The organism is Nocardia sp. NPDC127526 (genome assembly GCF_042672265.1).
In the GTDB taxonomy this organism is placed as follows: Bacteria; Actinomycetota; Actinomycetes; order Mycobacteriales; family Mycobacteriaceae; genus Nocardia.
In genome coordinates, this window is sequence record NZ_JBHXVO010000011.1 from 117,739 (window position 1) to 141,286 (window position 23,548).

General features: G+C 68.1%; 20 protein-coding genes. 14 read left to right on the plus strand and 6 right to left on the minus strand.

All coding sequences use genetic code 11. The annotated features are described in order from the left end of the window. Positions 1–582, minus strand: a complete 582-nt coding sequence (locus ACFVIV_RS20225) for a TetR/AcrR family transcriptional regulator (RefSeq protein ID WP_379198406.1) — start codon at positions 580–582, stop codon at positions 1–3. A gap of 146 nt (positions 583–728) precedes the next feature. Between ACFVIV_RS20225 and ACFVIV_RS20230 the strand changes: the two genes are divergently transcribed. After that, positions 729–2,306 carry an FAD-binding oxidoreductase gene (locus tag ACFVIV_RS20230; RefSeq protein WP_379198531.1) on the plus strand — a complete coding sequence of 526 codons (1,578 nt, stop codon included), beginning with the start codon at positions 729–731 and terminating at the stop codon, positions 2,304–2,306. Beyond that, complete coding sequence (locus ACFVIV_RS20235) at positions 2,303–3,229, plus strand: diacylglycerol/lipid kinase family protein (protein WP_379198408.1); 927 nt, start codon at positions 2,303–2,305, stop codon at positions 3,227–3,229. The genes ACFVIV_RS20230 and ACFVIV_RS20235 overlap by 4 nt, the downstream gene beginning before the upstream one ends. Before the next feature lie 51 nt (positions 3,230–3,280). Here ACFVIV_RS20235 and ACFVIV_RS20240 read toward each other — a convergent pair whose 3' ends face one another. Beyond that, on the minus strand, positions 3,281–3,949 hold the full coding sequence (locus ACFVIV_RS20240; protein ID WP_379198410.1) for an AAA family ATPase: 669 nt from the start codon (positions 3,947–3,949) through the stop codon (positions 3,281–3,283). A gap of 397 nt (positions 3,950–4,346) precedes the next feature. Between ACFVIV_RS20240 and ACFVIV_RS20245 the strand changes: the two genes are divergently transcribed. From ACFVIV_RS20245 to ACFVIV_RS20295, 11 genes are all read left to right on the plus strand, one after another. Then, positions 4,347–7,046, plus strand: coding sequence for a valine--tRNA ligase (locus ACFVIV_RS20245; RefSeq protein WP_379198412.1), 2,700 nt, complete (start codon positions 4,347–4,349; stop codon positions 7,044–7,046). Positions 7,047–7,120: 74 nt separating this feature from the next. Beyond that, entirely contained in the window at positions 7,121–8,491 is a 1,371-nt protein-coding gene (locus tag ACFVIV_RS20250) for a bifunctional folylpolyglutamate synthase/dihydrofolate synthase (RefSeq protein WP_379198533.1), read from the plus strand. Next, the gene (locus tag ACFVIV_RS20255; protein ID WP_379198414.1) at positions 8,488–8,889 is read left to right on the plus strand and encodes a DUF4233 domain-containing protein; all 402 of its coding nucleotides are present in this window, start codon (positions 8,488–8,490) and stop codon (positions 8,887–8,889) included. The genes ACFVIV_RS20250 and ACFVIV_RS20255 overlap by 4 nt, the downstream gene beginning before the upstream one ends. 101 nt (positions 8,890–8,990) lie before the next feature. Continuing rightward, entirely contained in the window at positions 8,991–9,407 is a 417-nt protein-coding gene (gene ndk / locus ACFVIV_RS20260; protein WP_379198416.1) for a nucleoside-diphosphate kinase, read from the plus strand. A gap of 459 nt (positions 9,408–9,866) precedes the next feature. Continuing rightward, on the plus strand, positions 9,867–13,118 hold the full coding sequence (locus ACFVIV_RS20265; protein WP_379198418.1) for a translation initiation factor IF-2 N-terminal domain-containing protein: 3,252 nt from the start codon (positions 9,867–9,869) through the stop codon (positions 13,116–13,118). Between the two features lie 235 nt (positions 13,119–13,353). Further along, complete coding sequence (locus ACFVIV_RS20270; protein WP_379198535.1) at positions 13,354–13,443, plus strand: SEC-C metal-binding domain-containing protein; 90 nt, start codon at positions 13,354–13,356, stop codon at positions 13,441–13,443. 476 nt (positions 13,444–13,919) lie between these two features. Next, a complete protein-coding gene (gene rplU, locus ACFVIV_RS20275; protein WP_067544282.1) occupies positions 13,920–14,231 on the plus strand; it encodes a 50S ribosomal protein L21 in 312 nt (103 codons plus the stop codon). 39 nt (positions 14,232–14,270) lie between these two features. After that, on the plus strand, positions 14,271–14,537 hold the full coding sequence (gene rpmA, locus ACFVIV_RS20280; protein ID WP_379198420.1) for a 50S ribosomal protein L27: 267 nt from the start codon (positions 14,271–14,273) through the stop codon (positions 14,535–14,537). A 193-nt stretch (positions 14,538–14,730) separates the two neighbouring features. After that, positions 14,731–16,182: a GTPase ObgE gene (gene obgE, locus ACFVIV_RS20285; protein WP_379198422.1), complete on the plus strand. Its 1,452-nt coding sequence runs from the start codon at positions 14,731–14,733 to the stop codon at positions 16,180–16,182. Between the two features lie 76 nt (positions 16,183–16,258). Further along, positions 16,259–17,359: a glutamate 5-kinase gene (gene proB / locus ACFVIV_RS20290; protein WP_379198537.1), complete on the plus strand. Its 1,101-nt coding sequence runs from the start codon at positions 16,259–16,261 to the stop codon at positions 17,357–17,359. 341 nt (positions 17,360–17,700) lie between these two features. After that, entirely contained in the window at positions 17,701–18,189 is a 489-nt protein-coding gene (locus ACFVIV_RS20295; protein ID WP_379198424.1) for a DUF4254 domain-containing protein, read from the plus strand. Between the two features lie 94 nt (positions 18,190–18,283). Here the strand turns inward: ACFVIV_RS20295 and ACFVIV_RS20300 are convergent, their stop codons facing one another. The 3 genes from ACFVIV_RS20300 to ACFVIV_RS20310 all read right to left on the minus strand — a co-directional run bounded on the left by ACFVIV_RS20300 (position 18,284) and on the right by ACFVIV_RS20310 (position 22,775). After that, a complete protein-coding gene (locus ACFVIV_RS20300; protein WP_379198426.1) occupies positions 18,284–19,381 on the minus strand; it encodes a methyltransferase in 1,098 nt (365 codons plus the stop codon). A gap of 109 nt (positions 19,382–19,490) precedes the next feature. Continuing rightward, on the minus strand, positions 19,491–20,819 hold the full coding sequence (locus ACFVIV_RS20305) for an MFS transporter (RefSeq protein ID WP_379198428.1): 1,329 nt from the start codon (positions 20,817–20,819) through the stop codon (positions 19,491–19,493). Between the two features lie 1,113 nt (positions 20,820–21,932). After that, entirely contained in the window at positions 21,933–22,775 is an 843-nt protein-coding gene (locus tag ACFVIV_RS20310; RefSeq protein ID WP_379198430.1) for an NAD(P)H-binding protein, read from the minus strand. A gap of 112 nt (positions 22,776–22,887) precedes the next feature. On the opposite strand from ACFVIV_RS20310, the gene ACFVIV_RS20315 reads away from it, so the two are divergent. Further along, positions 22,888–23,370: a MarR family winged helix-turn-helix transcriptional regulator gene (locus ACFVIV_RS20315; protein WP_379198432.1), complete on the plus strand. Its 483-nt coding sequence runs from the start codon at positions 22,888–22,890 to the stop codon at positions 23,368–23,370. On the opposite strand, the gene ACFVIV_RS20320 is transcribed toward ACFVIV_RS20315, so the two are convergent. Next, a complete protein-coding gene (locus ACFVIV_RS20320) occupies positions 23,367–23,546 on the minus strand; it encodes a hypothetical protein (protein ID WP_379198434.1) in 180 nt (59 codons plus the stop codon). The two genes, ACFVIV_RS20315 and ACFVIV_RS20320, sit on opposite strands and share 4 nt — an antisense overlap. Positions 23,547–23,548: the final 2 nt, after the last annotated feature.

The following is a 23,548-nucleotide window of genomic DNA, read 5'->3' on the forward strand; positions in this document are numbered from 1 at the left end:
CTACTGCGGCGCCAGATAGCGGTCGATCGCGTAACTGAGCTCGGAATCGAGCTGATCGGAGTCGAGCAGTGCGGCAACGGTTCCCGCCGACTGCACCGCCGACTGCGCCATGAGCAGCAGCATGGTGGCCAGGCGCTCAGGGTCCCCGGCGCGAATCGACCCGTCCTGCTGGCCTTCTCGAATGCCGTCGGCGAACAGTCCGATCAGCGCGCGCTGATTGCGGCCCAGCCGTTCGAAGACATAGGTCAGCATGACCTCGGCATCGGTGCGGAAGATCTTGGCGAACAGCGGGTTCCGCCGCATCATGGCGCCACCGCCGACAATCGACGCCACCAGGCGCGCGCGGGCGGTCCCGCTGGAAGGCACTGCCGCGGCGATGATCTCGCGCAGTTCCCGCACCAGCAGGTCCGCCACCAGTGATCCGGTGTCCGGCCAGCGCCGGTACACGGTCGGCCGGCTCACGCCCGCGCGCTTGGCCACCTCGGTGAGGGTGGTGCGCCGGACGCCGAATTCGGCCACGCAGGCCCGGGCCGCGTCGAGGATCGCTCGATCGACGGCGGAGGACGGTTCGGTCGATGTCATGGATGCCACCATGGAGAGGCTAAGGGTTCTTTCCGGGTCAGGTTCGTTACTGCTTGACATTCTATGTCAGACTGTAACGCATGGTCGACACACGAGCAGCCTCCGCATCGACGGAAAACCCGGGCGAGCCGCAAGATCGCCCGAGTATGGTGTGGGACGCCTGGGGCTCCCCGTCCGGACACAAACCGCTGCCGGAGCAGATTCGGGGACTGCTCGCGCAGGTATTCGGAGTGTCCGGTGACCCGGTGACCCGTCGCGATGAGGGCGATGTGCCGCTGCGTGATTCGGCGCTCTCGCCGGAACAGCACGCCGGGCTCGTCGCGGTGGTCGGCACGGAGAACGTGTCGGCCGGCCACCGCGATCGGCTGCGCCACGCGGGCGGCAAGAGCACTCCGGATCTGTTGCGCCGACGCGCCGACGGGGTGCAGGACGCGCCCGATGCCGTGGTGTTCCCCGCCGATCACGCGGAAGTTCTTGCGGTGCTGGACTACTGCGCCGGCAGCGGCGTCGCCGTGGTCCCGTTCGGCGGCGGCACCAGCGTCGTCGGCGGATTGGACCCGGCCCGAGGCGCTTTCGACGCTGTCATCGCCTTGGATCTGCGCCGTCTGGACGCCGTCACCGAGGTCGATCCGATCAGCGGCACCGCCACTCTCGGTGCGGGGCTCACCGGTCCGCAGGCCGAGGAACTGCTTGGTAAACAGGGGCTTTCGCTCGGGCACTTCCCGCAGAGCTTCGAATACGCCACCATCGGCGGCTTCGCCGCCACGCGGTCCTCCGGGCAGGCCTCGGCGGGTTACGGCCGGTTCGACGACATGATCCAGCGGCTCCGAATCGCCACGCCCAGCGGCACTCTCGACCTCGGCCGCGCACCTGCCTCGGCGGCCGGGCCCGATCTGCGGGAACTGTTCTCCGGTTCGGAGGGCACTCTCGGCATCATCACCGAGGTCACCCTGCGCGTGCACCCGGTCCCGGAAACCACTGCGTACCAGGCGTGGTCGTTCCCGGACTTCGCCACCGGCGCGGCGGCTCTGCGCACGGTGATCCAGGCCGGCGCCGCGCCGACCGTCATGCGCCTGTCCGATGAAGCCGAGACCGGACTCAACCTGGCCCGTGCCGGCGATATCGGCGGCGCGACCGTCGGCGGTTGCCTCGCCGTCACGACATACGAAGGCACCCGGGCGCATGTCGCGGCCCGCAGCGCGGAGGCCGATGCCCTGCTCGCGGCTGCCGGTGGCACGGCGCTCGGCGAGACTCCGGCCCGCGAATGGGAGCACGGTCGCTTCTCCGCGCCGTACCTGCGTGATTCGCTGCTGGACGTCGGGATCCTCTGCGAAACCCTGGAAACCGCCACGAGCTGGTCGAATCTTGCCAATCTGAAGGCGAAAGTCACTGCCGCGCTGACGGATTCGCTCACGGCGCAGGGCACTCCGGCGCTGGTCATGTGCCATATCTCGCATACGTATGCGACCGGGGCTTCGCTGTATTTCACCGTCGTCGCCAAGCAGGCCGACGATGCGCTCGCGCAGTGGGCGCAGGCCAAGCGCGCCGCCGGCGACGCCATTGTCGCCGCGGGTGGGACGATCACCCACCATCATGCTGTCGGGGCCGACCATCGGCCGTGGATGACCGAGGAGATCGGGGATCTGGGCGTGCGGGTGCTGCGTGCGGTGAAACAGGCCGTTGATCCCACCGGAATCCTCAACCCGGGGAAGCTGATCCCGTGAAAACGATTCGTTCCATCGCGCTGGTGACCAACCCGCACTCGGGGCAGGGCAAAGGTGAGCAGGTCGGGTTGGCCGCGGGTGCGCTGTTCGCTGAGCGCGGCATCCAGGTCGCCGAGATTCGCGGTGATTCCGCCGCGCACACCGAGGCGCTGTTGCGCGAAGCCCTCGCCGATCCCGGCAGCCGGCCCGACGCGGTGGTCTCGGCGGGCGGTGACGGCTTGACCTGCGTGGCTTTGCAGGCTCTGGTCGGTATGGATACCCCGCTGGGGTTGGTGCCCGGCGGTACGGGCAATGACCTCGCACGTGAGGTGGGGGTTCCGGAGGACACGGCTGCGGCTGTCGACGTGGTGCTGGGGGGCAGGACCCGGACCATTGATCTCGGGACCGTCGAGACCGAGGGGGCGAAGGCTCCGATGTGGTTCGCGACGGTGACGGGGACTGGGCTGGATGCTCGGGTTACTTTGCGCGCCAATGGATTGACGTGGCCGAAGGGGCCGATGCGGTATACCGTGGCTGCGCTCATCGAGCTGATGGGCAAGCTTGCGGTGCCGTATCGGATCGAGCTGCACGGGTCGCCGGATCATGCGGATGGGACGGTGATCGAGGTGCCCGCGGTCATGGTCGCGGTCGGGAATACCCGGACCTATGGCGGGGGGATGTTGATTACTCCGGATGCGGTCATCGATGACGGGATGCTGGACCTGACGGTGGTGGGGGCGATGTCGCGGTTGGAGATGCTGCGGTTGTTGCCTGCGCTGTCGTCGGGGAAACGGATCGAGCATCCGGCGACGGTGCAGTATCGGGCGTCCAGGATCGAGCTGACCGCCCCCGGCGCGCCCGCCACGGCGGACGGCGATCCGGCGGGGACGCTGCCCGCGACGTTTCGCGCGCATGCGCGAGCGCTCGAGGTGCTGGTTCCCTGAGCCAGGGGAGGGATGACCGGACCAGCTGGCGCTCGGACGGCTCGGATTCGGTCAACCCCCGAACGAAATCTCCTGCAATCCGCGCACATTCGCGCGATCCAGGATCACCACCGAATCGGGTGCCGGTCGGGGCATGACGCCTGCTGTCGCCAGATCGACCAGCCGCTGCCAGCGTGCGACGTGCCAGCGGAAGCTGAGTCGGCCGACTTCGCGGCCCCGCGATACTTGTCCGGCGAGGGCTGCTTCTGCGGGGGCGTCGATCATGATCAGGTGCAGTGTTCGCCGCGACTCGGCGGCCCATGCGGAAACCAGTCGGCGTACCCACTGGCGGGTGCCGCAGTCATGGATGACCACCGGACCGTCCGCTGCCTGTAGCGCCTTGCGGATCCGCGCGTAGTGGGTGACGTGCACGATCGGCAGCCACAGCGGGTAGGGCACTCCGGCCAATCGTCGATGCCATGAGTTCCGGGAGTGCTGCGAGTCCAGCACCACGGCTCCGTCCGCGCTCACCGGTGGCTCGACCCCTTCGGCGGTGGCTCCGAACAGTTTCTTCAGCGCCGTGCTCTTCCCGGCTCCGGGCACGCCCGTGATGATCACCGCCGCGCCTGCGGGATACCGCAATTCACCGATCGGATCGCCGCGCAGATCGTGTACCTGGTGTGGAATCACCACGCGGGGCGCGGGGGAGCGCGGTGTGCCGAGTTCGAGCGGAGGGTTCATCCCTTTCATCGTCGGTGGCGGAATCGGTTCCGGCAACCGGGATTCCCCTGAGATTTCACTGATCCATCACCGAGTGATCATCGGTCCGGTCCGGAGCCGGTCGCTTGTCGGGGGGAGATCGGCCGCAAGCGGGTTGTGCGGCCCGAAGATCTTGTGCGTTCGCAACGGTGATGCAACGAATTGTGGCTTACCCTGGCCGATTTGGGCCGAACCTGAGAATTGCTTATGGATCCGGGGAGATCGCTTCGAACGGCGGTAGTCTTGCTGTCGAGGGCGGGGCTCTCGGTGTCCCTCATCCGCCGAGAGCTCCGCTCTCCGGCTCTCCGCCGCCACCCGCACTCGCCCATATCCCGGCGGCGATGAATGCGACCTGGATCTCAACACTTAGAATCGCACGGTGACCAGCACAGCCTCTGAGAACCCGCGTAATCGTGCCGAAGCCCTCCCCAAGAGCTGGAACCCCAGCGATGTCGAGGCCGACCTGTACGAGCGCTGGGTAGCCGCTGGTTACTTCAAGGCCGACGCGAGCAGCGACAAGCCCCCGTACTCGATCGTGCTGCCCCCGCCCAACGTGACCGGCTCCCTGCACATGGGCCACGCCCTCGACCACACGCTCATGGACCTGCTCACCCGCCGCAAGCGGATGCAGGGCTTCGAGGTGCTGTGGCTGCCGGGCATGGACCACGCGGGCATCGCCACCCAGAACGTGGTGGAGAAGCAGCTGGCCGTCGACGGCAAGACCAAGGAAGACTTCGGCCGCGAACTCTTCATCGACAAGGTCTGGGACTGGAAGCGCGAGTCCGGCGGCGCCATCCAGTGGCAGATGCGCGCCCTCGGCGACGGCGTGGACTGGGACCGCGACCGCTTCACCATGGACGACGGGCTCTCGCGCGCCGTGCAGACCATCTTCAAGCGCCTCTACGACGCGGGCCTCATCTACCGCGCCGAGCGCCTGGTGAACTGGTCGCCCATCCTGCGGACCGGCATCTCCGATCTCGAGGTCGACTACAAGGACGTCGAGGGCGAGCTGGTGTCGCTGCGCTACGGCTCCCTCAACGACGATGAGCCGCATGTGATCGTCGCCACCACGCGTGTGGAGACCATGCTCGGCGATACCGCGGTCGCGGTGCACCCGGACGACGAGCGCTACAAGCACCTCATCGGCACCACCCTCTACCACCCGATCACCGAGAAGCAGATCCCGATCGTGGCCGACGACTACGTCGATCCCGAATTCGGCTCCGGCGCGGTCAAGATCACCCCGGCGCACGACCCGAACGACTTCGAGATCGGCCTGCGCCACAACCTGCCGATGCCGACCATCATGGACGAGCGCGGCCGGATCGCCGATACCGGAACCGAATTCGACGATATGGACCGCTTCGAGGCCCGCATCGCCGTGCGTGAGCGCCTGGCCCGCGAGGGCCGCGTGGTCGCCGAGAAGCGCCCTTACATCCACTCCGTCGGCCACTCCGAGCGCTCCGGCGAGCCCATCGAGCCGCGGCTGTCCATGCAGTGGTGGGTCAAGGTGGAAGCCCTCGCCAAGGCCGCCGGCGACGCGGTCCGCAACGGCGAGGTGAAGATCCACCCGGCCAGCCAGGAACCGCGCTGGTTCGAGTGGGTCGACAACATGCACGACTGGAACATCTCGCGCCAGCTGTGGTGGGGCCACCGCATTCCGATCTGGTACGGCCCCGGCGGCGAGGTCGTGTGCCTCGGCCCGGACGAGCAGGCCCCCGCGGGCTGGGTGCAGGACCCGGACGTGCTCGACACCTGGTTCTCCTCGGGCCTGTGGCCGTTCTCCACCATGGGCTGGCCGGACGCCACCGCGGATCTGCGCAAGTTCTACCCCACCAGCGTGCTCGTCACCGGCTACGACATCCTGTTCTTCTGGGTGGCCCGCATGATGATGTTCGGCATGCTGGTCTCCGACGACCCGGTCATCACCGCCGGCAAGGACCCCAAGCAGAAGCAGGTGCCGTTCCAGGATGTGTTCCTGCACGGCCTGATTCGCGACGAGCACGGCAAGAAGATGTCCAAGTCGCGCGGCAATGGCATCGACCCGCTGGACTGGATCAACGAATACGGCGCGGACGCAACGCGATTCACCCTCGCGCGCGGCGCCCAGCCCGGCGGTGACCTGTCCGTCGGCACCTCGCACGTGACGGCCTCGCGCAGCTTCGTCACCAAGCTGTTCAATGCCACCAAGTTCGCGCTCATGAACGGCGCGGTGACCGGTGAGCTGCCCGCCCGCGACACCCTCACCGATACCGACCGCTGGATCCTGGACCGCCTCGACGAGGTCGTCGCCGAGGTGGACGCGGCCATCGACCGCTACGAGTTCGGCAAGGCCTGCGAGGCGCTCTACCACTTCGCGTGGGACGAATTCTGCAGCTGGTACCTGGAATTGGCCAAGGTGCAGTTCGCCGAATCCGAGGAGCGTGCCGCGAGCACCCGCCTGGTGCTGGGCAATGTCCTGGATGCCGTGCTGCGCCTGCTGCACCCGGCCATCCCGTTCGTTACCGAATCGCTGTGGCAGGCCCTCACCGAGGGTTCCGAAGGCGAATCCATCGTGATCGCGTCCTGGCCGCAGGCCTCCGGCGCGTCCGCCGACGCCGCCGCCGCCCGCCGCATCGCCGACACCCAGAAGCTGATCACCGAGATCCGCCGCTTCCGCAGCGATCAGGGTCTGGCCGACAGTCAGAAGGTCGCGGCCAAGCTCATCGGCCTGGACGGCGCGGATCTGCTCGCCCAGCAGGCGGAGGTCGCCAACCTGTCCCGGCTCACCGTGCCCACCGAGGATTTCGCCGCCACCGCCGCGGTCGAGGTGCGCCTGACCAATGCCACGGTGACCGTCGAGATCGACACCTCCGGGACCGTCGACCTCGACGCCGAACGCCGCCGCCTGGAGAAGGACCTCGCCGCCGCGCAGAAGGAATTGGCCGGCACCACCGCCAAACTCGGCAACGAGGCCTTCCTCGGCAAGGCGCCCGAGGATGTGGTCGCCAAGATCCGGGCCCGGCAGGAGATCGCCGCCTCCGAGGTCGAGCGCATCGGCGCCCGGCTGCAGGAGATCGCCAAGGGTAACGGCAAGTGAACGGCGAGCCGGAGCGCCAGTACGCCGAAGGGGCGCCGCTGACCAGCGGCACCTCCCCGGTGGACCTGGCCGAAATGGCCCTGGTCGAGGCCGAACTCGACCAGCGCTGGCCGGAGACCAAAATCGAGCCGTCGCTCACCCGCATCTCCACGCTCATGGATCTGCTCGGCTCGCCGCAGCAGGGCTATCCGGCCATCCATGTCGCGGGCACCAATGGCAAGACCTCGGTCACCCGCATGATCGACTCCCTGCTGACCGCTCTGCACCGGCGCACCGGCCGCATCACCAGCCCGCACCTGCAGCTGGCCACCGAGCGCATCGCCGTCGACAACGCGCCCATCACCCCGGGCCGCTATGTCGAGGTCTACCGCGAACTGCAGCCGTTCATCGAGATGATCGACAAGCAGTCCGCGGCGGCGGGCGGCCCGGCCATGAGCAAGTTCGAGGTGCTCACCGGCATGGCCTACGCGGCCTTCGCCGAAGCGCCCGTCGATGTGGCGATCGTCGAGACCGGTATGGGCGGCACCTGGGACGCCACCAATGTGATCGACGGGCAGGTCGCCGTGATCACTCCGATCGGGCTGGACCACACCGACTACCTCGGACCGGATCTGACCTCCATCGCGGGGGAGAAGGCCGGGATCATCAAGAAGGCCCCCGACGACGGGCTGGTGCCGCGCGACACCGTCGCGGTCATCGCCCAGCAGGAACCCGAAGTCATGGACGTCCTGCTGCGCCGCGCCGTCGAGGCGGATGCGGCTGTGGCGCGCGAAGGTTCGGAATTCCAGGTGCTGACCCGGCGCGTGGCCGTCGGCGGTCAGGTCCTGGAATTGCAGGGTCTCGGCGGCGTGTACGAGGACATCTTCCTGCCCCTGCACGGTGAGCATCAGGCGCGAAATGCGGCCTTGGCACTCGCCGCCGTGGAAGCCTTCTTCGGCGCGGGCGCCTCCCGTCAGCTCGATATCGATGCCGTGCGAGCCGGTTTCGCCGCCGCCGTCAGCCCGGGCCGCATGGAGCGCATGCGCGCCGCGCCGACCATCTTCATCGACGCCGCGCACAACCCGCAGGGCGCGCAGGCGCTCGCGGCCACGCTCACCACCGAATTCGACTTCCGCAAACTGGTCGGCGTCATCGGGGTGCTGGGCGACAAGGACGCCGGCGGCATCCTCGACGCGCTGGAACCGGTCATCGACGAGATCGTCGTCACCGAGAACGGTTCCCCCCGCGCCCTGCCCGTCGACGATCTCGCCAACCTCGCAGTTCAGCGCTTCGGCGACGAGCGGGTGGCGGTCGCGGCCGACCTGGCCGACGCCATCGAGACCGCCATCGCCCTCGCCGAAGAAGGGGAGAATGGTGAGATGGTCTCCGGCGCCGGCATTGTGGTGACCGGTTCGGTCGTCACCGCCGGGGCCGCCCGCTCCCTCTTCGGAAAGGATCCCGCGTGACCGAGGACCAGCAGCCCGTGCCCGCACCCGCCACCGACCCGTGGAAGGGCTTCCGCGGTGTGATGGCCGGGACGCTCATCCTCGAGGCCATCACCGTGCTGCTCGCCTTGCCGGTGGTCTCCGCCGTCGGCGGGGGATTGCGCTGGTGGTCGGTGCTGTTCCTGGCCGGCCTGGCCGTGCTCATGATCCTGGGCGCGGGCGTGCAGAAGCGGCCGTGGGCCATCGGCTTCAACCTCGCGCTCCAGATCCCGCTGCTGGTAGGCGGTTTCATCCACCTGTCGATCCTCATCATCGGCGTGGTCTTCGCGGCGGTCTGGTTGTTCATCCTGTTCCTGCGCGCCGATGTGAAGAAGCGCATGGACGCGGGTCTGCTGCCGAGTCAGCGCATGGCTTCCTGAGCCACCGCAGCTCCACCCACCTCGCTCGTCCCTGGCCCCGCGGTCGTCCGACCGCGGGGCCAGGATTATTTACAGGGCGGAACCCCGGTTACTCTTTGCGCGTGACTGAGCAGACGTTGGTACTCATCAAGCCGGACGGCGTTGCCCGGGGCCTGATCGGGGAGATCATCACCCGCATCGAGCGGAAGGGTCTGAAGATCGCTGCCCTGAAGCTCGTGAATGTCTCCGAGGAATTGGCCGGCCAGCATTACGCCGAGCACGCCGAGAAGCCGTTCTTCGGCTCCCTGATCGAATTCATCACCTCGGGGCCGGTTGTCGCGGCCGTGCTCGAAGGCCCGCGCGCCATCCCCGCGTTCCGCCAGATCGCCGGCGGCACCGACCCGGTCGAGAAGGCCGTCCCCGGCAGCATCCGCGGCGACTTCGCCCTCGAGACCCAGTTCAACCTCGTGCACGGCTCCGACTCGCCCGAGTCCGCCAAGCGTGAGATTTCCCTCTGGTTCCCCGAATTCGCCCTCTGACGGGCGAAACAGCACCGAGGTCCCGGCCTCGCACCGGCCGGTGCGAGGCCGATCTCGACCCGGTGAGATCCCGACGCGGGGGGTTCGTGGGCGCGACGCCCCGACGTGGTGTGGGATACTGGCAACGGATATCGCCGACGCTCGCCGTTAGCGGCAGGTGGAGGGGGATATCCGATTGACACCGCGGAGCGACGGACGATCATCGCTGCCCTCGACGACTTCCAAGACTCGGTTGTCGGCCGGCACGCTGGATGAACGCTCGTGACGCGGAGTTGAGCCAACCAACCAGGCGCCATGCGGCCAGTTAGCCCGAACGACGAACACAAGGTGATAACGGGCCGCGCGGCGCACAGACCATCGCTCTCGCGCCCTGACAAGGCGCGAGACCGAGTAAACAGCGCCCCCGCGTCGGCCGCGTCACTCTCCGAGGGACGCGCCCGGGGGCCCGAGGGAGATTTCGTGGCCGATCGAGAGCCGCAGGAAGCATCGCAGGTGAATGCCGAAGGGGAGGCCGCGGACACCATCCCGGCTGCCGAACAGTTGCCGGAACGGATCCGTGTGCACGCACTGGCGAAGTTGCTGGGAGTCACCAGCAAGAAGATCCTGGCCCACCTGACCGAAATGGGCGCGCAGGCGCGCAGCCCGCAATCGAGCCTGGACCGCACGGTCGCCGAGACCGTCCGCGACGCCTTCGGGCCGCGGGATGTCGAGCCGGCCGCCGCGCCGCAGCCGATCGCCGAGGCGACGGTCGACGCCGCCATCGCCGCCGGGGACGACCGGGCCGCCGATGAACTGGCCGCCGAGGAGGTCGAAGCCGCCGAGGCCGAGACCGCCGCCGATTCCGCGCCGGGCGCGCGGCAGGCGAAGCTGTTCACCAGCCCGTTCCAGCAGCCGGAGCCGCAGGCCGCCGAGCCGGTGACCTTCCAGCCCGCCGCCGTGGTGGCCGCGCCGCTGTTCCTGTCGCCGGATGTGGCGGCCGCCGAGGAGACGCGCCGCAAGCTGCGCGCCGAGCGCAAGACCAAGGTCGAGGACCGCAAGGCCGACGACCGCAAGACCGACGAGCGCAAGACCGACGACCGCAAGACCAAGGTCGAGGAGACCGTCGCCGAGGAGAAGGCCGCCGAGGCCACCGAATCCGACGAGACCGAGGACGAGAGCGACTGGGACGGCGACGAGTCCCGCGAGCAGCGCGGCGAGGGCACCTCGCGCCGCCGCCGGCGCGGTCGTCGCGGTCGCGGCCGGGGTCGCGGTGAACAGCACAGCGATTCCGACGGTGACGACGCCGAGGCCGAATCCGAGGATCCGATCGCGGCCGAGAACGCCGACGGCGAGGACGCCGACACCGAGGACGACGACGAGTCGGCCGCCGTGCCGGAGGGTTCGAGCAGCCGTCGCCGGCGTCGCCGTCGCCGCCGCAAGGGCGGGGACGAGGGCGAGGTCGAGGCCGCCGACGACGATCCGCCGAACACCGTCGTGCACGAGCGCGAACCGCGCTCCAAGCGCCGCGCCGCCAAAGAGGTGGACGAGGTGCAGGGCATCAGCGGGTCGACCCGCCTGGAGGCCAAGCGCCAGCGCCGCCGCGACGGCCGCGAGGCCGGTCGCCGCCGTCCGCCCATCCTGACCGAGTCGGAGTTCCTGGCGCGGCGCGAATCGGTGGATCGGGTGATGGTGGTGCGCGAGAAGCACTTCCCCGATCACCCGTCGAACACCATCCAGGTGGCGGTGCTCGAGGACAACATCCTGGTCGAGCACTTCGTGACCAGCACCGGGTCCGCGTCCATGGTCGGCAATGTGTACCTGGGCAAGGTCCAGAACGTGCTGCCCTCGATGGAAGCCGCGTTCGTCGACATCGGCCGCGGCCGCAATGGCGTGCTGTACGCGGGCGAGGTGAACTGGGAGGCCGCCGGTCTCGGCGGTAAGGAACGCAAGATCGAGCAGGCGCTCAAGCCGGGTGACACCGTGCTGGTGCAGGTCTCCAAGGATCCGGTGGGCCACAAGGGCGCTCGCCTGACCACGCAGATCAGCCTGGCCGGTCGCTTCCTGGTGTACGTGCCGGGCGGCACCTCCACCGGCATCTCCCGCAAGCTGCCCGATACCGAACGCAAGCGGCTCAAGGAGATCCTGCGCGATATCGTCCCGCAGGACGCCGGCGTCATCATCCGCACCGCGTCGGAGGGCGTGAGCGAAGCCGAGCTGGCTCGTGACGTGGAACGGCTGCAGCAGACCTGGCGCACCATCGAGGAGCAGGGCAAGAACGGCTCGGGCGCGCCGAAGACGCTGTACGAGGAGCCCGACCTGCTGGTGAAGGTCGTGCGCGACCTGTTCAACGAGGACTTCTCCAAGCTGGTCATCGAGGGCGACCGCGCCTGGACCACCGTGGAGAACTACGTCCGCACCGTCGCCCCGGACCTGCTGGCCCGCGTCGAGCGCCACGAGAACAACGGCGTCGACGTGTTCGGCAGCTTCCGCATCGACGAGCAGCTGGCCAAGGCCCTCGACCGCAAGGTGTGGCTGCCCTCCGGCGGCACCCTGGTGATCGACCGCACCGAGGCCATGACGGTCATCGACGTCAATACCGGCAAGTTCACCGGCGCCGGCGGCTCCAACCTGGAAGAGACCGTCACCCGCAACAACCTGGAAGCGGCCGAGGAGATCGTCCGCCAGATGCGGCTGCGCGATATCGGCGGCATGATCGTCGTCGACTTCATCGACATGGTCCTCGAATCCAACCGCGACCTGGTCCTGCGTCGCCTGACCGAGGCCCTCGGCCGCGACCGCACCCGCCACCAGGTCTCCGAGGTCACCTCCCTGGGCCTGGTCCAGATGACCCGCAAGAAGCTGGGCACCGGCCTGGTCGAGGCCTTCTCGACGACCTGTGAGCACTGCCACGGCCGCGGCATTCTGGTGCACAACTACCCGGTCGAATCGGCTCCCGCCGAGGAGGGCGTCGGCCGCCGCGAGGGTTCGCGCCGCCGCCGCAAGGACCGCGGCGCGGCCGCCGCCGAAACCCCGGCTCCGGCCGAGACCCCGGTGGCCGAGGAGCCCAAGGAGGCCAAGGAGAAGGTCGCCGCCAAGCGCGCCCACCCGGTCGCCCTGGCCATGGCCGCCCACCACCACGACGACGAGGAGGCCGCCGCAGCAGCCGCCATCGCCGACGAGGTCGCCGCCGCGGAGGAAGCGGTGGCCGCCGCCGAGCTCGCGGGTGCGGAAGCCGCCATCGAGGCCGATCAGCTCACCCCCGAGGCCGAAGCCGTCGCGCAGGCCGAGGTGGATGCCGCCGCTAAGGCCGGAACCAACGGAACCGCTCCGCTCGCAACCGAACCGGAGAGCGTCCCGACCGCAGCCGACGAAGCCGCCGCCGCCGACGTCGTCGCCCCGGAGGCATCGACGGCCGCCGCCGAGGTGGCGGTCACGGTCACCGATGCTCAGGCCGCCGATGCGGTGCAAACCGCCACCCAGGCCGCCGAGCCGGAGCCGGAGATCGTCGCCCCCGCGTCCGGCCGCCGCCCGCGCCGCCGCGTGGCCCGTACGCCGGTGGCCCCGGCCGCGGACAGCACGAGCGCGGTCTTCGTGATCTCCAGCGCGGACAAGCCCGAAACCCCGGCCCTGTCGTTCGATGACATCCCGCCGGCCCAGGTGCCCCCGCGTGCCCGGCCCCGCCGCCGCACCGCGGGCCGCCCCGCCGGCGCGCCGGAGGACGCCAACAAGTAGGTGAACTCCGCGAATGCCCGTCCTCCCGCAACCGGGGAGGGCGGGCATTCGCGCGTAAACCAGTTGGCCCCGGGGCAGTCGCTCCCTAAGCTCGAGGCTTCGACGAGCGAAGGAGCCCATCATGTATCGCAACGACGAGACGTCCTTTTGAACGGACCAGCAAGCGCCGCCGGGGGTTCCCTCTAGCGAGACCAAGGTCAAACGCGGCGACCGCATCATCGGCGACGATAAGGAGCTGGTCGAGAAGCTCGGCGGCCAGGACCCTTGCCCCTGCGGCTCCGGCCGCCGGTTTCAAACGCTGTTGCCGCCCGAACGGCGCCTATGACGGGGTGCTGGGCGATTACTACGTCCGGGACTAGCGTCAGGCCGACAGGCGCCACGCCGTAGGCCGCGGCCGACGGCGACGGGCTGCGGTCGACGGCGACGGGCTGTGCGCCGGGCGCCGGGGGCACCGGCGGCGCGCAGTCATCCGGGGGTTCGGGGGCGGAGCCCCCGGGAACTCCGCTGGGGGTTCGGGGGCGAAGCCCCTGAGAGCACCCGCGAGTTGGGCTCCTCACCCCAGTTTGGAGGGGGGTGGGCATGTCCTGTAGTCTCGGATAGTCGCTGCCCCCGGTGACAGCAGTCTGCGCTGAGGTCGTAAGTGCTGTTAGAGAGTGGGCCCCGGTTCGTATTTAGAGCCATCGGCCTGAGGCGGCGGTGAATACCAGACCAGTCATGCGGCGGTTTCCGGCAGCAGCCGGGGTTCAGCCGCGTGAGAACAGTGCCGAGCACTAAGTACGAAGAAAGAAGGGCAGCCGACCGATGGCAACGTACGCAATCGTCAAGACCGGCGGAAAGCAGTACAAGGTCGCGGTCGGTGACCTGGTGAAGGTCGAGAAGCTCGAGGGTGAGCCGGGCACGTCCGTGTCGCTGTCGCCGGTGCTGGTTGTCAACGGCGCCGAGCTGACCACCGATGCGGCCGCGCTGGCCAAGATCACGGTGTCCGCCGAGGTGGTCGATCAGACCAAGGGCCCGAAGATCCGCATCCACAAGTTCAAGAACAAGACCGGCTACCACAAGCGTCAGGGCCACCGTCAGAAGCTGACGGTCCTGAAGGTCACCGGCATCAAGTAGTCCGACCAGGGGTTCGCACCCCGGCACGAGGAGTTTGAAATGGCACATAAGAAGGGTGCATCCAGCTCGCGCAACGGTCGCGACTCGAATGCCCAGCGGCTCGGCGTGAAGCGCTTCGGCGGCCAGACCGTCAAGGCCGGCGAGATCCTGGTTCGCCAGCGTGGCACGCACTTCCACCCCGGCGTGAACGTCGGCCGTGGCGGCGACGACACGCTGTTCGCCCTCGAGGCGGGCTCGGTCCAGTTCGGCACCAAGCGTGGCCGCAAGACCGTGAACATCGTGGTTCCGGAGCCGGTGTCGGCCTGACGCCGTCACGGAGCTTCTCCACAAACTTTCCGAAGCGGGTCAGGGTGCAGAAACACCCTGGCCCGTTTCTGCGTTCGCACGACGTGCGAAAAAGATGACGGGGGCTAAGCCCCCGAACCCCCTTGGAAGGGGTGGCAGGGTGGCCCCGGTCCCCAAAGCAGACGACTAGTCCTGAAGGAGGATGATCACCGATATGTCCAAATTCATCGACCGTGTCGTACTGCACGTGCGTGCGGGCAAAGGCGGGCACGGGTGTGCTTCGGTGCGCCGCGAGAAGTTCATGCCGTTGGGCGGGCCCGATGGCGGTAATGGCGGCAATGGCGGGGATGTGATCCTCGAGGTCGACCCGAATGTGCACACGCTGTTGGACTTCCACTTCCATCCGCATGCCAAGGGCGGGAATGGCAAGCCGGGTGAGGGCTCGAATCGCAATGGCAAGCAGGGTGAGGGGCTGTTGCTGAAGGTGCCGGACGGCACCGTGGTCATGAGCACCGATGGTGAGGTGCTGGCGGATCTGATCGGGGTGGGGACCCAGTACATCGCGGCCCGGGGCGGGCGCGGCGGTCTGGGCAATGCGGCGCTGGTGTCGAAGGCGCGCAAGGCGCCGGGTTTCGCGCTGCTGGGCGAGGACGGCGAGGAACGCGATCTCGTTCTGGAGCTGAAGTCGGTGGCGGATGTGGGCCTGGTGGGCTTCCCGTCGGCCGGCAAGTCCTCGCTGGTCTCGGTGCTGTCGGCCGCCAAGCCGAAGATCGCCGACTACCCGTTCACCACGCTGGTGCCGAATCTCGGTGTGGTGCAGTCGGGTGACACCACCTTCACCGTGGCCGACGTGCCCGGCCTGATTCCGGGTGCGAGCGAGGGCCGCGGTCTGGGCCTGGACTTCCTCCGGCATCTGGAGCGCTGCGCGGTGCTCGCCCATGTGGTGGACTGCGCCACCCTGGAGTCGGACCGCGATCCCATCTCGGATGTGGACGCGCTCGAGGCCGAACTGGCCGCCTACCAGCCCGCGCTGAAGGGCGATGCGAGCCTCGGCGATCTGGCCGACCGGCCGCGCGTGGTCATTCTCAACAAGGTCGATGTGCCCGATGCCGATGAGCTCGCCGATATGGTGACCCCGGAATTCGAGAAGCGCGGCTGGCCGGTGTTCAAGATCTCGGCGGTGAGCCGGGAAGGCTTGCGCCCGTTGACTTTCGCGCTCGCCGATATGGTCCGCGAGTACCGCGAGGCGCATCCGAAGGCCGAAGCGGCGCGTCCGGTGATCCGCCCGATCGCCAAGGGCGACAGCGGATTCAAGGTGATCAAGGATCCGGAGGTGCCCGGCGGCTTCATTGTCACCGGTGAGCGCCCGGAGCGCTGGGTGGCGCAGACCCAGTTCGACAATGACGAGGCCGTGGGTTACCTGGCCGACCGCCTGGCCCGCCTCGGGGTCGAGGACGAACTGGTGAAGCAGGGCGCGCAGCCCGGCGCGCCGGTGACCATCGGCGACTACTACTTCGACTGGGAGCCGGCGATCTCCGCCGGTGTGGACACGCTGATGACTCGCCGCGGCGTGGATCCGCGCCTGGATCAGACCGAGCGCATCGGCGCGGCCGAGCGCAAGCACGCCTCGCGGGTGCGGCGTGGCCTGGTGGACGAGGACGAATAGAACTACCGCGGCGGTCCCGCGGGCGAATTGAGGTGTGGTGCAGGTGAGTTCGAGTATCACGCGGGTGGAGTCCGGGCTGAGCGAGGCCCGGCAGGCCATTGCCACGGCGCGCAGTGTGGTCGTCAAGATCGGGTCGTCGGCGCTGACGAGCCTCGAGGGCGGTCTCGACACCGATCGGCTGGACAAGCTCGCCGATGCGGTGGAGGCGCGCATGCGCGCCGGGTCCGATGTGGTGGTGGTGTCCTCGGGCGCCATCGGCGCGGGCATCGCACCGCTCGGATTGTCCAAGCGCCCAAAGGATCTCGCCACCAAGCAGGCGGCGGCCAGCGTCGGTCAGCTGGCGCTCGCGCATGCCTGGGGTACCTCGTTCTCGCGCTACGGGCGCGTGGTCGGGCAGGTGCTGCTGTCCGCCGGTGACTTCGGCCGGCGCGAGCATCACCGCAACGCGCAGCGCACCCTGGATCGGTTGCGGTCGCTGCACGCCATTGCCGTGGTGAACGAAAACGACACCGTCGCAACGGAAGAGATCCGTTTCGGCGACAATGACCGGCTGGCCGCGCTGGTGGCGCACCTGGTCGGCGCGGACGCGCTGGTGCTGCTCTCGGATGTGGACGGCCTCTACGACGGTGATCCGCGCAAGGGTTCGGCCACGTTCATTCCGGAGGTGCGCAGCAGCGCCGATCTGGACGGCGTGATCGCCGGCACCGGCGGGGCGCTGGGCACCGGCGGTATGGCCTCCAAGCTGGGCGCGGCCCGGCTGGCCGCCGACGCCGGCGTGCCGGTGCTGCTGGCCGCGGCCTCCGATGCCGCCGCCGCGCTGTCGGGTGCGAGTGTGGGCACCGCCTTCGCCGCGCGCCCGGTTCGCTTGTCCGCCCGCAAGTTCTGGGTCCGGCATGCCGCCGACAGCCATGGCGCGGTGCACATCGACGCGGGCGCGGTGCACGCGGTGGCCGAGCAGCGGCGTTCGCTGCTGGCGGCGGGCATCACCGAGGTGAACGGCCGCTTCTACGGCGGCGATGTCATCGATCTGATCTCCCCGGACAATCGGATCGTGGCGCGCGGCGTCACCGCCTACGACAGCGATGAACTGGAGTCGATGAAGGGCCGGTCGACCAGTGAGCTGCCGGACAGCATGAAGCGCCCGGTCGTGCACGCCGACGATCTGGTCAAAATCTAGCTCGCAATTCGGCGGGAGCAACCCTCAAATAGAGTGCGTACCAGTCGGATTGCTGCGTTTCGATCAATCCGGTCGGTTTCATATGCCCGAGTTTTCCGGTCCTCCTCAGCGTGTCGGTCGGCGCGGCGAGCTGAGGGGCGACGGAAGGCCATGGAAAGGGCAGTGGGCGGACGGCGTTCACAGCGCATTCTGGAATTGCACCCGGCGCCCGCATCGAGATGTGCCCTTCGCCGATAGCGGATGCCTGGATCCGGCGCGGTCCGCCCTTGCCGCGCCGGGCTCGCGGTCCGGCTTCCGCCACGCGGAGCGCCGGGTGCGCCCGCACCGCCGTGGAGGTAGGTATGTACATACCCGAACCGGACAATTCACAGTGGCGGGTGAGTGGTCGTGACAATGTCTTCGAAAATCGCCCCCTGCTGCCGGATTGGCATGAATTGCTGGCCGCGTTCTGCGGTCATATCGGTGATCAGGCCGAGGACCATCCGGTGACCCGCTGGGCCCGGGCCCTGGCCGAATTGCATTTGGCGCGCCGGGATCAGCCCGGTGATGCGGGCGGCATCGATGAACTACGTTCCCGGATCGTCACTTTCATCGACGAATGGGTGGCGAGCCGGGCGCTGCGGAGGGGTGCAGCGCGGGCCGAGTCCCTCGGGGCGATGATCGACGGCATGGCCGCCGCGCACGTGCGGGCGGTGCACCTGCTGCGCACGGCCGAGCAGGTGTCCGATGAACAGGTGCATGCGGCGTGGTTTCTGTTGGCGCAGTTGGCCGATGGCTGGACCGACCGGGCGGCCGGGGTCGTCGAGGCGCGGATGCGGCGTTCCGCGTGAGCAGTGGACGCGGCCGTGTGAGGAGTGGACGCGCCGTGTGATCAGGTATCGGGCGATCGCACGGTGTTGAGCGGTGATCGGCGCAGGGGGCCGGTCACCGCGCGGGGCGCGCCACCAGAATGCTGTCGGGTGTGACCGTGCCGACGCTGCGGGTGAGCTGGAAGCCGCTGCACTCCAGTAGCTTCCGGTATTCGCTCAGCGTGCGTTCCCGTCCGGTGGCCTGCACCAGCATCTCCAGATCGATGAACTTGCTGGCATGCGGCCGCCCGTGCTCGGGCAGCACCACCTCGATGACGAGCGCCACGGCATCGGGTTCCATTGCCGCGCGCAGGGTCCGCAGAATCCGCTCCGCCTCGGCATCGGACCAGTCGTGCAGGATGTGCTTGAGGATATAGGCGTCCCCGCCCTTGGGAACGGCCTCGAAGAACGATCCGGCCTCCACCGAAATCCGTTCCACCAGACCGTGTTCGGCAATCCGCGCGGGCAAGCCGTCCACCACCTGCGGCAGATCGAAGATGACGCCGCGCCCGTCCGGGTTGCGCCGCATGATCTCCACGAGCAGGCTGCCCTGCCCGCCGCCGAGATCGACGAGCGTGCCGAACTGCCCGAAATCGTAAGCGGCCAGCAGCGGCTCCACCGCCAGGCTGCTGACACTGGTCATGCCCCGATCGAACAGTTCACCGAGATCCGGGTGCGCGGCGGTGTATTCGAAGAACGACATGCCCTCGAGCTTCTCCCCGACCGGACGTCCGGTGCGCACGGCATCGACGAGATGGGTCCAGTGGTTGCGATGAAATCCGGACCCGAAGAACCGGATCATGTCCCGCAGCGAGACCTCGCCATCACTGCGCAGCGCCCGCGCGATCGGCGTGAGCGCATACGCCCCGTCGCGGCGCTGAGTGAAGATGTCAAAACTGATGAGCAGCCGCATCAACCGCCGCACCCCGTCCTCATCCGCGCCGACGAGCCGCGCGAGCTCGGCAGGCTGCTTGGGCCCGCTATCGAGCACATCGGCAATCCCGAGCTCCGCCGCCGCATAGATGGCCTGCGACAAGAACCCGGTCATCGCCAGTTCCAGCAGTGCGATGGGCCCCGGCACCAGCCGCCGGTGCAGCGCGGCCAGCCCGTCGCGGAACAGTCCGACGGCGCGCACGATCGGGAGCGGCGGAATTCTGGATGACGCGGATGCCATGGCGGACCCCAACAATCGTCGCCGATTTCGCGGACCCTCAGCAGAGTACGCCCGTCCTGCCAGGCAGAACGGGCGATCATCCGCGCGTCGGAAGAATTCGCGGGGTGTTTCAGTGCGATTGAGCCGGCGCGTGCCGGGGCAACAGCCCGACCACCGCGCAGCACACCGCGGTGATCCCGGCGACCGTGGCCAGCGCCGCGGTGGCCCCGCCGGTGGTGTGGAAGTACACGGTGGTCACAGCCGCCGCCCCGAGACTGTTGGCCAACTGCTGAACCGCGGACAGCGACCCGCTGGCGCTCCCGGATTCGCCCGGCTCGATATCGCCGAGGGTGACCTGGTAGATGCTGCCGAAGCAGGCGCCCAGACCGAGTCCGGTGAGGAATACCGGGCCAACCAGCATCCATGGCGTAGGGGTGGTGACCGTGATGAGTGCGAGCAGAGTGAGGGTGCCGAGCAGGGTGAGCAACAGGCCGATGGCGACCAGCCTGCGGCCCAGCCGTGCGAGGAGCTGATGCGCCGCAATCGAGGCGACGATGATGCCCGCCGCGATCGGCGCGAGCCCGAGCGAAGTCTGAGCCGGGCTGCGGTGCAGCACATCCTGCAAGTACAGCGACAGCACGAACAGCAGTCCGGACGTAGCAGCGAAATACACGAGGCCGAGCAGCAAACCCGAGGTGAACCCGCGATTGTGCAACAGCGAGGGTTCGATCAGGGGACTGGCAGCCCTGCGCTGCCGCAGCCCGAACAGCACGAAGAAGACGAGCCCCGCGACGAACGAGAGGATCGGCGCGACCGACCACCCATCCGCGGATCCGTCGATCAAGCCGTACAGCACACCGAACATGGCGGCGGCGAGCAGCCCCGACCCCAGACCGTCCACACTGACGGTGCGATCACCGTGATCGCGGGGGAGCAGCCTGGCGGCAAGCGCGATGGCAAGCCCGCCGAGCACGATATTGATCAGGAACATCGACCGCCACCCGAGCCCGAAAAGGTCCGCGTCGATGAGGAATCCGGCAAGCAACGGCCCGCCGATGGCGGACAAGCCGAGGGCGGGCGCGAAAACACCGAACGCCTTGGCGAGCTCATCGCGCGGAAAGACCGCCGCGAGAATGCCGAACCCCTGCGGAATGAGCAGCGCCCCGAAACCACCTTGCAGCACCCGGAACACGATGACGGAGGCAGGATCGAAGGCGAGCCCACAAGCAATGGAGGCGAGAGTGAAGCCGGTGATGCCGATGAGGAACAGCCGGCGACGACCGAACTTATCGCCTAGCCGCCCGCCCACCACCAGCAGCACACCCATCGCGAGTGAGTAGGAAGCGCCGAGCCATTGCACCAGCGCCGCCCCGCCACCGAGATCGGCGGCAATGGTGGGCGCAGCGATATTGGTGATGGTCGCATCCAGCAGATCGAGAATGGACGCGAACAGAACCACAGCGAGAACGGCCCAGCGGCCATGCGCCGTAACGCGCGGCTCAGGGGTTGTAAGTGTGGACATGAAATGCCTTGTGGGAGAGGAGCTACGGACCGAGCGCAGCTGAATTCGGGAGTGGCCGATCGGAATAGACATAGATCCGGGCGGAACCAGCGAGCTTCACGGGCGGGGTGCGGCCGATGGGTTGGAGCGAGATGAGGGGGATGACGGTGAGGGGAAGCAGTCGTGAATGCCGGGATTGTGTGGGAGAGGGGGTGTTGGGGGGCTGTGTTTGATTTGTGGGGGGCACCCCCACGCCCCCGGGGGGGGACACCCCCGCACCCCCGCAGGGGCTAGCCCCCGCACCCCCACAAGGGGCTCCGCCCCTTGACCCCGAAGACTGTCGGGCGGATGGCGGTGGGGCGGACGACTATCGCGTGGATGTTTGCCTGTGATGGTGATCCACGCGAGGAGCGGCATCGGTGAGTGTGAACATGAAATATCCTGTGGGAGAGCAGCTGTATGCCGGGCGACGCTGAATTCGGAAGTGCTCGATCGAATGGCGCAGAGTCGGTGGGGCCGGCGAGAATAACCACCACGCGGACGGTCGCCCGTTGTGGTGATGCCTGCTCAGCACCCGTGTGAGTGTGGACATGAAATGCCTTGCAGGAGATAGAAGCTGTGCATCGGGTGCCGCTGATCGGGTTCCACCAGCCCGACCGGTCGCTAACCTGTGCGGTCGCCAGCTGGTCCGGGTCGCCAGCTGGTCCGGGTCGCCAGCTGGTCCGGGTCACCAGCTGGTCCGGGTCACCAGCCCGTCTGGTCACCAGCCCGTGCGCCTGTGTGTTGGTCCGCCGCAGGCGAACTGTCAGTAAACGGCAGGGAAGACAGTTGGTGGACTCGCTGTGTGGGTTCGGGGCCGTCTCGATTTTGGACTGAGTGGAGCGTGCGTCGGAGCGGGGGAGCGAAGCGGAGGAGCTCCGGCGTGCGCGGAGGGAGGGAAAAATCGAGACCGTCAGGCCCCGAACCCCGCCGGAGCGAAGCGGAGGCAAATTAAACACAGCCACGAGCGTTTCTGGGTGGATTGCCCTCAACGCTGTCGACTCACGGCGATGTGGTGAGCAAGGGCCTGAATTAGTTGCGGGAGAAGGCATCTGCGTTCTCACGGACCCACTGAGTGAAGCTGCGGGCCGGGTTGCCGAGCAGTGTTTCGGTGGTATCTGCAACAGGCATGGGCCGAATGGTGGCGGCGGCCCAGTAATCGAGCAGCGAGCCGACGAAGGTAGGCGGCATGTGCTGCGCCATCTGCTCTTCGGCTTCGGCGCGGGTGATCTCGTGCATCGGAATATCGCGCCCAAGACTGTCAGACACGATGGCGAGCTGTTCACGGAAGGTGAGCAGCTGCGGCCCGGTAAGCGTCACGGTGCGGCCGCGCAGTTCTCCGGCGGTAAGCGCAGCGACCGCGACATCGGCGATATCGCTGGGGTGGATGACGGCCATGGCGGCATCCGGGTAAGCATGCTGGATAGCCATGTCATTCCCGATGAAGTAAGCCCAGCCAAAGGTATTGGTGGCAAAGCTGTCCGGCCGCAGTACAGTAACCGTGAGATCCGAAGCAGCCAAAGCCTTTTCGACCGCCAGATTGTGCATGGCGAGCGGGTCGCTCTCGGCGTCCGGCCCGAGCACCGACGAGGAAGACAGCAGCGCGACGTGTTCGACGCCCGCCTGCTGTGCGGCCGTGATGAACGCCTCGATACCCGCAGGCTCAGGGTAAAGGAACACCTGAGTGACGCCCTGCAAAGCGTCCCCGAAAGTCTCGGCAGCGTCGAGCCGCAGTTCGGCGATATCAACGCCGGCCGGCACGGTCAGCGCGGCCGGATCCGCGCTGGCGGCGCGAACAGGCAGCCCCGCGGCATGCAGATCGGCGATGACGGCCTGGCCGATCTTGCCGCGGGCGCCGGTGACGAGGGTGGTCATGAGTTCTCCGTTCGAGAGATAGAATCTGTGCTTATCAACATATGCATGCTGTCATGCACACAATTGAGTGTCAACACATATCTTCGAACTCACATGCAGTTACCATGTGCACATGACTCCGAACGACCCGCGAACCGCCGACGACCTGCTCAATGCGGTGGGCCCGGCGTTCGGCAAGCTGCGACGCACCTCACTCCTGGAAGTCGAGAACCCCATCTCGGCCAAGGACCTGAGCCGCACCCTGGTGCTCAACCTGGTCCTGGAACACAGCCAGGACAACGAAGTCACCGTCGGCATGGTCGCCGAGCTGCTCGGCGTCGACCCCTCGGTGGCCAGCCGCATGGTCAGCGACAACATCAAGGCCGGCTACCTGGTACGCGCCGCCTCGCAACAGGACGGCCGCCGCACGGTCCTCGAACTCAGCGACGCCGGCCACGAACTCATGACCCGCTTCCGCAAGCATCAGCGCGACGCCTACGACTACATCACTGCCGACTGGTCCGAACACGACCGGCTGGAGCTGGCCCGCCTGCTGCTGCGCTACGTGGATTCCCTTGCGGGACTGAAGGAACGGGGCCTGGCGAAGGACGCCTAGAACCCCAGCCCGTACTTCCGGACGAAGTCCTCGGTCTCGTCGACATGGGGCACGCCGTGCGCGAAAGCGCCGGGCTCAACGGCCTTCTCCTCGATCCACACGGCCGGTTCGGCCGGTAGTCGCCGCCACCGCGCGCGGGGATCGGGTTCGGCGTCGGGAAGTTCGGTCTCCGGCATGA

Coding starts and splice junctions, on each gene's coding strand:
- rpmA (WP_379198420.1), top strand. CDS start 14,271: ATGGCACATAAGAAGGGTGCATCCAGCTCGCGCAACGGTCGCGACTCG.
- ACFVIV_RS20230 (WP_379198531.1), top strand. CDS start 729: ATGGTGTGGGACGCCTGGGGCTCCCCGTCCGGACACAAACCGCTGCCG.
- obgE (WP_379198422.1), top strand. CDS start 14,731: ATGTCCAAATTCATCGACCGTGTCGTACTGCACGTGCGTGCGGGCAAA.
- ACFVIV_RS20310 (WP_379198430.1), bottom strand. CDS start 22,775: ATGACCACCCTCGTCACCGGCGCCCGCGGCAAGATCGGCCAGGCCGTC.
- ACFVIV_RS20315 (WP_379198432.1), top strand. CDS start 22,888: ATGACTCCGAACGACCCGCGAACCGCCGACGACCTGCTCAATGCGGTG.
- ACFVIV_RS20250 (WP_379198533.1), top strand. CDS start 7,121: ATGGCCCTGGTCGAGGCCGAACTCGACCAGCGCTGGCCGGAGACCAAA.
- ACFVIV_RS20300 (WP_379198426.1), bottom strand. CDS start 19,381: ATGGCATCCGCGTCATCCAGAATTCCGCCGCTCCCGATCGTGCGCGCC.
- ACFVIV_RS20320 (WP_379198434.1), bottom strand. CDS start 23,546: ATGCCGGAGACCGAACTTCCCGACGCCGAACCCGATCCCCGCGCGCGG.
- ACFVIV_RS20225 (WP_379198406.1), bottom strand. CDS start 582: ATGACATCGACCGAACCGTCCTCCGCCGTCGATCGAGCGATCCTCGAC.
- ACFVIV_RS20295 (WP_379198424.1), top strand. CDS start 17,701: ATGTACATACCCGAACCGGACAATTCACAGTGGCGGGTGAGTGGTCGT.
- ACFVIV_RS20240 (WP_379198410.1), bottom strand. CDS start 3,949: ATGAACCCTCCGCTCGAACTCGGCACACCGCGCTCCCCCGCGCCCCGC.
- rplU (WP_067544282.1), top strand. CDS start 13,920: ATGGCAACGTACGCAATCGTCAAGACCGGCGGAAAGCAGTACAAGGTC.